This window comes from Mesorhizobium sp. M0106 (genome assembly GCF_040322715.1).
In the GTDB taxonomy this organism is placed as follows: domain Bacteria; phylum Pseudomonadota; class Alphaproteobacteria; order Rhizobiales; family Rhizobiaceae; genus Mesorhizobium.
Genome location: NZ_JAMYUA010000012.1, coordinates 48980 through 61179, shown reverse-complemented (window position 1 = coordinate 61179; position 12200 = coordinate 48980). Strand labels below are relative to the sequence as shown.

Sequence of the window (12200 nt, the reverse complement as noted above, 5' to 3'; positions counted from 1 at the left end):
GGCCCTGTGGTTCACCCACAACAGTCGACGCTTCAATCAATCCGGCGGACGGTCTACACAAGGCAAAACGATTGGGCGTCGCGTGTCGAACTATCCGCTTTCCTACAAACTGTCCTGGCTGCCACGCTTCCTCCGGCCTTCGCTCGACGGCGACGCGCGCGGCTTTGCGCCTGCGGCAGCGACCCTGATCGAGCCGCCGCCGGCGCGGACGGTGCGGCTGGCTTTCGTCGGCGATATCTCGGCGGTGGCCAATCGCCGCGCGCCGGACTGCGATCCGGCGATTGCGGCACTGCTTGCCTCGGCCGATCTGGTGGTCGGCAATTGCGAAAGCCCGGTGGTGGAGCGGCCGAGCGCTGTTTTGGGCACCAGGCTTGGCACGCACCACGCGATGAGCGAGCGGTTCCTTGCCGAGGCGCTGGCCGCCGCCGGCATTTCGCGTGAAAAACTGGTGCTGTCGCTGGCCAACAACCATGTGCTCGACCAGGGTATTGCCGGCTTCGACGAGACCGTCGCCGCGCTGGAGCAATTAGGCATCCGCACGATCGGCACTGCGGCTCCGGTCGAGCGGTTTGCGGTTGGTTCGCTGACCATAGGCCTTGCCGCCTTTACCTTGTGGCGCAATACCGACGAGGCTCAGTTCGCGGGCCGAGTCTCGATGCAAGCCGATCCGACGCAATGGCCGCACGCTGCCGCTTCGGGTGTCGACCTCCTCTGCGCGGTGCCGCATTGGGATTGGGAATTCCGGCATTTTCCACGTGCGAAGACGCGGGCAATGGCGCGACTTCTGGCCGAACATGGCATCGGCCTGATCGCCGGACATCATGCCCATGTCGTGCAGCCGATCGAGCGGATCGGCAAGACACTCGTTGCCTATGGGCTCGGCGATTTCATCGGCACCGCCTTCGCGCGGCAGCCATGGCCCGGCCGCATCGGCGCCATTCTCGTCGTCGACATCAGCGACGATCCCGGCACGCGCGGGGCCATCGCCGCCTACCGGCTGCATGCCTTCATGCGGCTGCGCGCCGGCGATCACGAGCGGCTGGTCCCGGTTGAAACGCTGGCGGGAAAATCCAGGCAAAGGGTTCTAGCCCGCCTCGATGCGGTCTTCGGTGCCGTGCGCTGACGCGGTCCACCAAACCGGCTATCATGCCCAGCGCGGGCAGGCTTGTGGCGGCGGGTGGGTGATGGAAACTGCGGATTTCATGCCGAGCGAAGCGGTGATCGCCGGCCTCAGGAAGAACATCGAGGCCTATGAGGCGCAACGAGCTTCGGCCCATCGCCGGACGCGCTGGCGGGTGCCACTTTTCATCGGGCTGGTGCTGGTGTTCGTGGCGCTTGTGGCCTGGCTCTTCAACGGGGTTGCCGACCCCAACGAGCAGTGGTTCTCGACCCCGCATGTGTTCCTCTATATCGGCGGATTCCTGGCGGCGATCCTGCTCTATTTCCAGGCGATCAAGCCGGCGAGCAAATTGCAGCAGTCGTTTCGCAGCACGCTGTTGCCGATCATCTTCGGCTTCATCGAGGACATGCGGTACCGGCACAACGTCAAGCCGAATTCGTTCGACCGGTTGCCGCGCGAGACGGTTGGTCCGTTCAACCGGCAATCTTTCGATGATGTTTTTTCCGGCCGTTATGAGGGGTTTGCGTTCGAGCTTTACGAAGCAGATCTCCGGGAAGGGACGGGCAAGAGCACGACGGCGGTGTTCAAGGGCGTCATCGTCGCCTTCGAGACAATCGTGCCGTTCCCCGGCATATTGGTGGCCGCGCGCCGGACCAACAAGGCCGTCGGCTTCTTCCGCGGCATCTTCGGCAGCAAGATGCAGGAACTATCCAGCGGCATGCCGGAGCTCGATGCCGCCTACGAGTTCCGCACCGACAATATCGAGGCGGCGCGGCCACTGGTGACCGGCCGGCTGGCGCAGGCGCTCGAATGGCTTGGCGAAACATGGCCGAAGGAACCGGCACGCGTCGCGCTCAACGGCAGCGACGGCTTTCTGCTGCTTCCGCAGACGAAGAACTTCTTCGAGCTGCCGGACATCTCTGTGCCGCTCGACTATGTCAAGCATGTTGCGCCGATCATCGCCGACATGGCCACGATCCTGGCGACCGCGGCGCTGGTGCGCAAGATTGGGGCGCAGGACGAGGAGGCGGGGTAGCGGCTAAAGCGCCTCGCGCTCGGACATTAGCAGTCGAAGCCGTAATTGTCGCGGAGATAGTCCGCGTCTTCCTTCGACATCTTCTTGAGCATCACACAGACGGTAAAGCTGCCCACCTGATGGCCGTTCTTGGTGTATCCCCAGTCCGAAATTTCGTCCCGGGTGAATTCGATCTCCTGGCCGGCGACGACGTTGTGCACTGCCTGCGGCTCGTTTGCTAAAATTCCGGCAAATCCGCTCGCCGTTCGGTGAAAGGGAATGATCCAGAAATGTTCCGTCGCGGTTCCGTCTTCGATCCTTACCTTCAATTTGAACGTGGCTGTTCCGGACGGCGGCGCCTCGGACAGGATCAGGAAGTCATCCAGGCTGGCGCGGGCCTGCTCAATCGCCGCCGCCATCTCCGGATCGTCCCTTGCCACACCGAGGACTCCCTTCTCACCGCTTTGGGCGTCGGCTGAGACCGGAGCAAATGCGAGCAGCAGGGCAAGCGCGGTACGGGCTGCAAGCTTCATGGTGCGACTGCTTTCGACATTTCCGCCAGACAAACCGGATCATCATTCGCCGAACGTCTGATTGGCAACTGGTTTTTGTCGCCATCAGGCGCTATTCCTGGGACAGTGGGGTGGGGCTATGGTCGAGGAACGCAAGGGGTTTCGCCTGTCGCGGCGGCTGCTGCTGGGTGCGGCGGTGGTCGGCGGCGCGATGCTGTGGGGCGGGACGACCGTGGCGCGCCTGGCGCGCGGCCCGTCGGGGCAGAAGAATTCCGGGCGCATCGCCGACATTGATGGGATCGACCTGGCGCAGAAGCCGCTGGAGGGCCCGCCAGCCTACGATCCGTCGCTGCCATGGCTGACCAAGGGCGGCGATATCAATGATGCCAGCGGCCTGTCGATGACACCGGTCTACGGCGTTATCGAAGTCAGCGAGGAAGACCACATCGCGAGCGCGCTGGCCCTTGCCCGCGCCAATAGCCTGAAGGTCTCGGTCGCGGCGGTGCGCCATTCGATGGGCGGCCACGCCTTCGACGACAACGCGCTGGTCCTCGACATGCGCAAATTCAACAAGGTCAGTGTCGACCCGACGGCGAAGACGATCACCTTGCAGCCGGGCGTGCGCTGGCACGACATCCAGAACCTTTTGCACCCGCGCTTCGCGGTGAAGGCGATGCAGTCGACCGACATCTTTTCGGTCGGCGGCTCGCTGTCAGTCAACGCGCATGGCATGGACCACCAGGCCGGCTCGGTCGCCGGCTCGATCCGATCGATGCGGGTGATGCTGGCGGACGGTTCGGTGACGACCTGCTCACCGGCCGAAAATACCGAGTTGTTCCGCCACGTCGTCGGCGGCTACGGCCTGTTCGGCGTGGTGCTGGAGGCGACACTCGACATCGTCGACAACGCCGTCTACCGGACCTCGCGCGAGATCATCAAATCGGACGATTTCCCGACGTTCTTCGCCGAGGTTCTGGAGCCAAACAGGGCGATCGGTCTGTTTTATGGGCATCTGTCGACTGCGCCGGGCAATTTCCTCGAGGATATGATCGTCTATCGCTATGACAAGGTGGCCGACCAGCCGCCGGCCGACCAGCCGGCAATCGGTGAACCGGGTTCGGTCGGGCTCAAGCGGGTGATCATCAACCTGGCGAAATGGGGCAGCCTGTTCCAGGAGCTGAAATGGTTCACCGAAAAGACGCTGGAGCCGCAATTCGAGAGCTGCACGGTGGCGCGGACGGCGGCAATGGCCGAGGGCGAGGCCTGCCTCGTCACGCGCAACAATCCGATGCACGATTCAGTGCCCTATCTGTTCAACGACCTGCTCGACGAGACCGACATCCTGCACGAGTATTTCATCCCGCGGGCGGCCTATAACCCGTTCATCGCGGAAGCGCGCGAGATCCTGCGCAACCAGACCCTGCCGGTGCTCAACGCCTCGGTGCGCATCGTCCACAAGGAGGATGTGGCGCTGAATTATGCGCCGGAGCCGGCCTATTCGCTGGTGCTCTACATCAATCAGCCGACAAACGCCGACGGCAATGCCAGGATGCGGGCGCTGACAAGGGCGCTGATCGACGTGACGATCAAGCATGGCGGGCGTTTTTTTCTGCCCTACCAGCTCCACTACACAGGCAAGGAACTGCTTGCCTCCTATCCGGAACTGCCGTCCTTCCTGGCGAAGAAGCTGCAATACGATCCGGGCGAGCTGTTTTCGTCGATTTTTTATCGCGCCGTCAAGGCACTGATCGGCACGGCCTGAAGCGGCGGCTACAGACCGTCAGGCAGCTTCGCCGCCAGCCAGTTCGCCGAACGCCTGGCGATGCCGATCGTTGCCGATGCGGCGCGGCCGAGATCGGTCTTGACCACGGCGTAGCCGGCCTTCGTGCGGTAGAGCACGGCGCGGCCGCCATCGACCGCCGCTTCATAGGCGACCGGCCGGACGGCTTCCGTTTCCGTCGCCGTGGCCTGCGTTCCGACCGCAGCACTGGGCCGATGGCTCAGTTCCGGTGGCAGCGGGTCTGTCGCGGCCGTACTGGCCGTCGTCAATTCAGGCTCGGAAGCGGTCGCAGCGAGCTGCGATGACGAAGACGAGTTCTGTGTCCGGCAGATGCCGGAGACCAGCGGATAGTCGAAATTGCGCTCGTGCAGCATCTGGCTTTTCATCGCCGCTTCGCATTCGGCGATGGTCGACCATTTGGCAGGCGTCTCGCCGATATATTCGCAAAGCCTGGCGTCGCAATCGCAGCCGACGATGGTCATGGCGACAAGGGCGGTCTTGATCACGGTCGTGTCCCTCCGAGTTGCCTGGCACATGTGCGCAAGACAACGTGTCTACGGCATCATCAATCGTTGCGGAACAAGGCGGGATTTGGCCGCGATTGTGGAATGAGCGTGACGGAGCATCACGCAACGTCCTGCCGAGGCCGGCTGTGACCGAAAGGCCTCAGTAATCGTAGACATGCTCGAGCCTGGCGCCCGCCGTCATCAGCGCCGGCAGAACGATGTGCAGCTTGCGCACGGCGACGGTCAGGCCGGTGCGGCGCGTCGAAGGTTCCGCCGGAAGCGGGTAGCTGAACAAGGTGCGTGCACCTTCGGGAACATTGATCTCGTCATTGGAAAGCATGGTGACCATGATCTCGTCATTGCCGCCGATCTCGACGAAGGAGACGCCCTTGCCGATCAGGCGCGGGATCATGTCGGTGAACACCTGATAGCGTCTGGTGACGAAGATCGCGCCGTCGGCGCCGAGATCGCGCTCAAGCAAGGTGTCGGGTTCGTTGCGCGTCACCTCGCCGACCGGACCCTTGGCCCAGACATGAATATCGAGCAAGGCGGGATCGGTGGTGGCGGCGAGCGCCGACTTGATCAGATCGGCATAGCCCTGCTTGATCGTGTCGGCGAGGCCGAAAGCGAGCTTGCGTTCGCTGGTGCGGACGGCGCTGTCGTCCGCTGCCGGCTGGACGGCAAACAGGCCGGCACGCTTTTCGGCATAGGGAAACTGGTACCACGGCACCTGGTCGAGAAAACCGGCATAATCGGCCGCCACCTTGGCCTGGTAGATGTCGACGGCGGTGCGCTTGCCGGCTGTCGCTTCGGTAGTGCGGCCGACCGTATTTTCATAGGCCCACTGGATGGCGTGCTCGATCGTGTGGCTGGTGCCGATGATCACCAGCATCTGGTGGTTGTCGAGGTTGAACTTGTAGGCGGAGCTGGCGCGGGTGACCATCGCGTAATCCTGCCAGAAGCGGCCGATATAGGACAGATAAGGGAAGCCGCTCGGCTGGTTCTTGTCGACAAAGCCGGCATATTCGCGGGCGGCGTAGACGATGGCCCATTCCGGATAGGTGAGAAAGGTCGATTCCTCCGGCCGCTGGTAGCCGGGGATCTCGGCACGGACCTTGTCGGCCAGCGCCTTTGGCGGAGCACCCTCGGCGATGCCCGGCAATGGTGTTGTGTCCAACGACGGCGTGGTGAGAAAGCCGTAGGCCAGCCCGGCGATCGGGATCAACACGACAATGACGACGAGCCAGAGGATCGCCTTGATGATGCGCTTCAGCCAGCGGAACAGGAACATGGCCGGTCAGGCCGTGGCGAAATGGTCGTACACACGTTTCGACAGCCAGAACCCGACGTAGACGGCGAAGCCGCCGATGACGATGTGCGGCAGGTTGGCAAAGAAGCGGGCCGGGAATTCGATGTCGTTCAGGGAGCGGAAGCCGTTGATGAAAATGCCGCCATCGAGGCAGCCGGAACCGGTGACCAGGCCGAGCACGCCGTCGAACAGATAGACCGAGCCGAACAGCTTGAAATAGAACACCGCCTGGCGGTGCGAGATGAAGGCGGCGGCCAGCGCCCAGACGCCGGAGAAGGCGTGCAGCAAATCGTCGTACCATTGCAGCGAGAACAGGCCGAACAGATTGCCGCCGGCGTCGTTGAAAGCCGGCACATAGCCGATGGCAACAACGCCGAAGAACAGGAAAGCATAGGCAACAGCAAGCTTCTGGATGAGCGTCATGAAATGTCCCCCTGCCGTCAGCCCTTTTAAACGGCCCCCGACGGCAAATGGATAGTAGCTGATTTTGGTGCAGCGTGAAGCGTCGCCGGCAAAATCGTCAGGCGGGGCCACAAAGACAGTCGGCGCCGGGATTTCTCCCAGCGCCTCCCTGTCAGATCAGGACACGGTCGCGGCAGCAACTCCCGAAAGATGTCGCGCCATGCCGGCCTTGATTTTGACGGTCCTGCCAGTCGCCGCCCGAAGGCAGCGTCCGTTCCGGACCACGCCGGTCTCCACTCTTGCGAGCTTTGCCCAGCGCGCCATCGAAGGTTTTTGCCGTCCTTCATGGCAGCATCGGTCCGCCGTCGGCGTTCGCACGCTTTCCGCGGCCCCGTAGGTCTCGGCGTCCATCCCTCCAACAAGCAAGCCTGTTCTCGTTCAGGGCCGTACGGGCCTCAGGAAATCCGCCGTTCCGCTTTGCCTTTCGGCGTGGCGATCGGTAGCCGCCTGAGATGGGTTTTAACGTACGTCGGATAAGCGTTTGGCGGAACTGCCGCATGCCTGTGGATAGCGGGATTATCGGGGACTGACCCTGCCAAAATAGCGACTTTCCGATCTCTGCCGCCGCCGGTCGGGATTTGCCGCCTCGATGCCGAAGCCGCATTGTCGGGTAATCGACCCTTGCCCCGCGGCTCGGCGCGGGCTTCAATGCCGGCAAATGATTGGAAGGCGTGTTCGATGGCCTTGGGGAGGCAGGCTTGAAGGTCGCGGTGGTTCTCAATCCGATCGCCGGCGGCGGCAGGCTCAAGCGGCATTGGCCCGAGGTTGCGGCTTCGCTGAAAAGACATTTCGGCGATTTCGAGCTGCGTGAAACGCAGGCCGAGGGCGATGCCGAACGGCTGGCGCTCGACCTTGCCGCCATCGGCTTCGAGCTGGTGATCGCGGCCGGCGGCGACGGCACCGCCAGCGAAGTCGCCGACGGGCTGCTGAAGGCTTTCCGGGAAAGCGGCCGGACGGCCGAACTCGGGCTGCTGCCTTGCGGCACCGGCATCGACTTCGCCCGCGGGCTCGGCCTGTCGAACAATGTCGATCTGACGCTGAAGCGGATTGCCGGGGCCAAGCCGCGCAAGGTCGATGCCGGCTGCATCAGCTATGTCGACGACCATGGCGCGCTGGCCAGCCGCCATTTCATCAACATCGCCAGCCTGGGGCTGTCCGGCGCCACCGACCGCGCGGTCAATGCCGACAAGCGCAAGGGCAAGGTTTCGGCCAAGGCGCTGTTCTACTGGCGCACGGTTTGGGAATTCCTCCGTTACCGCTTCCAGGACGTTGCGATCACCATCGACGACGGTGCCCCGGTCGAGGTGCGCATGGCGCTGGTGGCGGTGGCCAACGGCAAATTCTTCGGCGGCGGCATGATGATCGCGCCCGACGCCGAGCTTAACGACGGCGAGTTCGACATCGTCATCCTGCGCGCCGCCGGCAAGCTGAAGCTGATCTGGGACATCCGCCTGCTCTATGGCGGGCGGCACCGCAACCATCCTGCGATCACCATCCTGCGCGGCAAGAAAGTGGTTGTCGAGCCGCTCGGCGATGTGCAAAAGAACGCCGCGCTGATCGACATAGACGGCGAATCGCCGGGTCGCATACCAGCGACTTTCGAGATCCTGCCCGGCGCATTGACGCTGAGATATTGAATCAAGCTGTTAAGACTTTGATTCAGTTGACTGCGGCTCTGGTTCCGGCGATCTCTCCAATCGACTGAAATCGATTGATAATCCGGCCAATATCAACTTGCGAGTTTAGCCGGGAAACCGGGTGCGCGCAGGTCGGTGCCGACGGCATCCTCGAGCAGTTTCACGATCATCGTCGACCAGGCGCTGCCGCCATAGGCCTGCTTGCCTTGCCTGAAGATTGCGTCGACGCGCGAGGCAATCTCGAGCGGCACGCCGAATTTTTCACCCATGCCGAGGGCGAAGCCGAGATCCTTCAACGCCAGATCCATGGTGAAGCCGATGTCGTAGGAGCCGTTCAGCACCAGCTGGCTTTCGGTCTCATGGACGAAGCTGTTGCCGGAGGAGGCGACGATGGCGTGATAGGACTGGGCAAGGTTGAGCCCGCCCTTTTTGGCCAGCATCAGCGCTTCGCCGGCGGCGACCAGATGGATGAAGGCCAGCATGTTGGTGATGACCTTGATCACCGCCGCCGAGCCGACCGGACCCATCAGGAACGAGCGCGCGCACATCGCCTCGACGGCAGGGCGGTGGCGCGCATAAAGCGCTGCGTCGCCGCCGACCAGCGCGGTGATCTGTCCGACGGCTGCCAGATGCACGCCGCCGGTGACCGGGCATTCGAGCGTCTCGACGCCTCTTGCCGAGGCGAGGGATGCAAGGCGCACGATCTCGTCTTGGCTAGTGGTCGACATCTCGATCCAACTGCCGCCTGCGGGCAGGCCTTCGAGCAATCCGCCGGGGCCGGCCAGCACCGCCTCGCTGACTTTTGGCGAGGGCAGGCAGGTGATGGCATTGCCGGCGCGGCCAGCGGCATCAGCCGGGCTGTTGGCGGCATCGGCACCAAGCATCACCAGCCGCTCGACGGCCGCCTGGTCGCGGTCGAATACGGTGACGGCAAAGCCGTTGTGGATCAGGTTGGCGGCGAGCTGGCCGCCGAGATGGCCAAGACCGACGAAGGCATAGCTCTGACGCGCGCTCACGGCATCAACGGCGTCTGCAGCATCTGCAAATGCAGGTCCTTGCCGGTCCAGGGATGCGCCTCGCAGACGGCTTCGTCGAGTTCGACACCGAGGCCTGGCTCCTTCGACGGGATGACGTTGCCGTCCCGCCATTCGATCTTCTTCTTGAGCAGCTTCGCGTGAAAACCGTCCCACTGTTTCAGCGATTCCAGAATGAGGAAATTGGGCAGCGTCAACGCAAGCTGGATGTTGGCGGCGCCGACGATCGGTCCGCAGTAGCAGTGCGGCGCGACCTGGATGTGGTAGGCTTCGGCCATGGCGGCGATCTTTTTGGTTTCGAGAATGCCGCCGGAGCGGCCAAGGTCGGGCTGAAGAATGGTCGCCGCACGGTTCTCGATGACGCGGGCGAACTCAAATTTGGTTGTTAGCCGCTCGCCGGTGGCAATCGGGATCGAGGTCGCGCGGGCGACCTGCGCCATCACCTCGGGCATGTCGGGCGGCACCGGCTCCTCGAACCACAGCGGATCATAGGGCTCGATGGCGCGGGCGAGGCGCAGCGCGCCCGATGCGGTGAACTGGCCGTGCGTACCGAACAGGATGTCGGCCCTGGTGCCGACCGCCTCGCGGATCGCCTTGACCATACGGGCGGAGAGGTCGATGTCGACGAGGCGCGGCTGGTGGCCGTCGAAGGCGGTGTAGGGACCGGCCGGGTCGAGCTTGACCGCGTTAAAACCCTGCTCGACATATTCGAGCGCGCAGGCGGCGGCCAGATCGGGGTCGTTGTAGACGTTCTTGCCGCGGGCGTCCTCCGAATGGACGCTGCCGCTGTGCGGGTAGAGGTAGGTATAGGAACGCAGCGTTTCGTGAACCTGGCCGCCGAGCAGCTTGTAGACCGGCTTGCCGGCCTCCTTGCCGATAATGTCCCAGCAGGCGATTTCGAGCGCCGAAAAGCATCCCATCCCGGACACGTCGGGGCGCTGGGTGAAGCCGGACGAATAGGCGCGGCGGAAGAAATTCTCGACGTCGTGCGGATCGCGGCCGATCAGATAGCGTTCGGCCATGTCCTCAACCATTTTCGCCGTGACATGAGCCGAAAAGGTGGCGTTGTAAGCTTCGCCATAGCCGACGACGCCGCCATCGGTGGTGAGCTTGACGAAGATGAAATACTTGCCGCCGATGCCGGGCGGCGGATTGCCGACCACCCAGGTCTTGACGTCGGTGATTTTCATTTCTGATCCTCCAGAACCAGTTCGGCGCCCTTCCATCCGGTCATGATCGCGGCGGCGTTGGTGTTGCCGGTTATGTTGTCGGGAAAGATCGAGGCATCGATGACGCGCAACGCCTGGATGCCGTGCACCTTGAGGCGCGGATCGACGACGGCGCGCGCCGCGTCCGGCCCCATGCGGCAGGTCGAGACCGGGTGATAGACGGTGCCCGAGCGCTTCCTGAAATCCTGAATGAGATCCGCATCGGAGGTGATCGAGGGACCGGGCAAAACCTCTTCCTCGATAATCTCGGCCATCGCCGGCATCGAGGCGATCTTCCTGACGAATTTCACCGCCGCCAGCATTTCAGCGACGTCCGCCTCGGTCGAAAAGGCATTGGCGACGATTTCGGGATAATCGCGCGGATTGGCGGAACGGATCATGATTTCGCCGCGGCTCGACGGACGGCAATTGGACAGCCCGATGGAAAAGCCCGGCCATGGATCGGGCGTCAGGATCGGGCGTTCGCCGCTCTTCGGAATGACGGTCGAAAACGCCTGGAAATAGAGCTGCATGTTGGGCCGCGCCGCGGCCGGATCGGTGCGGAAGAAGCCGCCGGCATTGTTCATCGACAGCGACAGCGGGCCTGAGCGCAAAAACACGTATTGCATGCCGACCAGCAGCTTGCCCCACCATGGGTGCAGGATCTGGTTGAGCGTCGGCAGCCTGCCCTTGAAAGTGTAATTGATGCCGACATGGTCCTGCAGGTTTGCCCCGACATTCTCGTTGGCGTGAACGACAGGAATGCCCAGACCAGCAAGAAGCGCCGATGGACCGACACCGGAGAGCTGGAGAAGTTGGGGCGAATTGACCGAGCCGCCCGACAGGATGATCTCGCGGCCGGCGCGGGCGGTTTTCGTCTCTCCATTCTGGAGGTACTCGACACCGACGGCGCGTTTGCCCTCGAACAGGATTTTTGTCGCCAGCGCGTTGATCTCGACGCGGACGTTTTTGCGCTTCATCGCCGGGCGCAGGAAGGCGCGCGCCGCCGACATGCGGCGGCCGTTCCTGGTGGTGATCTGGTAGACGCCGGCGCCTTCCTGCGAGGCGCCGTTGAAATCCGGGTTGAGCGGCAGGCCGGCTTGGTTGGCGGCGGCGAGATAGCGCTTGGTGAGCGGATGGACGGAGGTCGAGCAGTCGGTGACATGCAGCGGCCCGCCGACGCCGCGCCATTGGTCGGCGCCGGCCTGGGTATCCTCCAGCGCCTTGAAGGCGGGCAGCAGGTCATCGAAGCCCCAGCCGGGATTGCCGGCCGCTGCCCAAGCGTCGAAATCCTCGCGCGCGCCCCTGATCCAGACCATGGCGTTGATCGAGCTCGAGCCGCCGAGCAGCTTGCCGCGCGGCCAGTGGTCGGCATTGCCGGCCAGGCCGGGATCCGGCTCGGCCTTGTAGTTCCAGTTGACCGCCGGGTCGAAGAAGGTCTTGCCGTAGCCGAGCGGCATCTGCACGTAGAAGCGACGGTCGCTGCCGCCGGCCTCGAGCACCAGCACCGAGAAGCGGCCGGAAGCCGACAGCCTTTCGGCCAGGACCGAGCCGGCCGAACCGGAGCCAACGATGATGAAATCATAGGTCTGCATGGTGGCTGCGGCTGGCTCCGGA

General features: G+C 63.5%; 11 protein-coding genes. 4 read left to right on the top strand and 7 right to left on the bottom strand.

The features are described 5' to 3' along the window. Window positions 1-82: 82 nt before the first annotated feature. Together NKJ55_RS14375 and NKJ55_RS14370 are read left to right on the top strand one after the other, a co-directional pair. The gene (locus tag NKJ55_RS14375; RefSeq protein ID WP_352450483.1) at window positions 83-1123 is read left to right on the top strand and encodes a CapA family protein; all 1041 of its coding nucleotides are present in this window, start codon (window positions 83-85) and stop codon (window positions 1121-1123) included. A gap of 61 nt (window positions 1124-1184) precedes the next feature. After that, window positions 1185-2156 carry a hypothetical protein gene (locus NKJ55_RS14370; RefSeq protein WP_352450482.1) on the top strand — a complete coding sequence of 324 codons (972 nt, stop codon included), beginning with the start codon at window positions 1185-1187 and terminating at the stop codon, window positions 2154-2156. A gap of 26 nt (window positions 2157-2182) precedes the next feature. Here NKJ55_RS14370 and NKJ55_RS14365 read toward each other — a convergent pair whose 3' ends face one another. Next, window positions 2183-2668 (bottom strand): YegJ family protein, encoded by a 486-nt coding sequence (locus NKJ55_RS14365; RefSeq protein ID WP_352450481.1) that lies wholly within the window; start codon window positions 2666-2668, stop codon window positions 2183-2185. 118 nt (window positions 2669-2786) lie between these two features. Here NKJ55_RS14365 and NKJ55_RS14360 point away from each other — a divergent pair, with 118 nt between their 5' ends. Beyond that, window positions 2787-4409, top strand: a complete 1623-nt coding sequence (locus NKJ55_RS14360; RefSeq protein WP_352450480.1) for an FAD-binding oxidoreductase — start codon at window positions 2787-2789, stop codon at window positions 4407-4409. Window positions 4410-4417: 8 nt separating this feature from the next. On the opposite strand, the gene NKJ55_RS14355 is transcribed toward NKJ55_RS14360, so the two are convergent. The 3 genes from NKJ55_RS14355 to NKJ55_RS14345 form a co-directional block, all read right to left on the bottom strand. After that, window positions 4418-4933: a hypothetical protein gene (locus tag NKJ55_RS14355; RefSeq protein WP_352450478.1), complete on the bottom strand. Its 516-nt coding sequence runs from the start codon at window positions 4931-4933 to the stop codon at window positions 4418-4420. A 160-nt stretch (window positions 4934-5093) separates the two neighbouring features. After that, on the bottom strand, window positions 5094-6224 hold the full coding sequence (locus NKJ55_RS14350) for a hypothetical protein (protein ID WP_352450477.1): 1131 nt from the start codon (window positions 6222-6224) through the stop codon (window positions 5094-5096). A 6-nt stretch (window positions 6225-6230) separates the two neighbouring features. Then, window positions 6231-6665 (bottom strand): DUF4383 domain-containing protein, encoded by a 435-nt coding sequence (locus NKJ55_RS14345; protein WP_023719157.1) that lies wholly within the window; start codon window positions 6663-6665, stop codon window positions 6231-6233. Between the two features lie 737 nt (window positions 6666-7402). Between NKJ55_RS14345 and NKJ55_RS14340 the strand changes: the two genes are divergently transcribed. After that, entirely contained in the window at window positions 7403-8341 is a 939-nt protein-coding gene (locus NKJ55_RS14340; RefSeq protein WP_352450476.1) for a diacylglycerol/lipid kinase family protein, read from the top strand. A 92-nt stretch (window positions 8342-8433) separates the two neighbouring features. Here the strand turns inward: NKJ55_RS14340 and NKJ55_RS14335 are convergent, their stop codons facing one another. Genes NKJ55_RS14335 through NKJ55_RS14325 form a run of 3 tightly spaced genes read right to left on the bottom strand, consistent with a single transcriptional unit; the run spans window position 8434 to window position 12178 of the window. Next, window positions 8434-9357 (bottom strand): NAD(P)-dependent oxidoreductase, encoded by a 924-nt coding sequence (locus tag NKJ55_RS14335; RefSeq protein WP_352450475.1) that lies wholly within the window; start codon window positions 9355-9357, stop codon window positions 8434-8436. Further along, window positions 9354-10565: a mandelate racemase/muconate lactonizing enzyme family protein gene (locus tag NKJ55_RS14330; protein ID WP_352450474.1), complete on the bottom strand. Its 1212-nt coding sequence runs from the start codon at window positions 10563-10565 to the stop codon at window positions 9354-9356. Before NKJ55_RS14330 ends, NKJ55_RS14335 begins: the two co-directional genes overlap by 4 nt. Further along, window positions 10562-12178: a GMC family oxidoreductase gene (locus NKJ55_RS14325; protein WP_352450473.1), complete on the bottom strand. Its 1617-nt coding sequence runs from the start codon at window positions 12176-12178 to the stop codon at window positions 10562-10564. The genes NKJ55_RS14330 and NKJ55_RS14325 overlap by 4 nt, the downstream gene beginning before the upstream one ends. Between the last annotated feature and the right edge of the window lie 22 nt (window positions 12179-12200).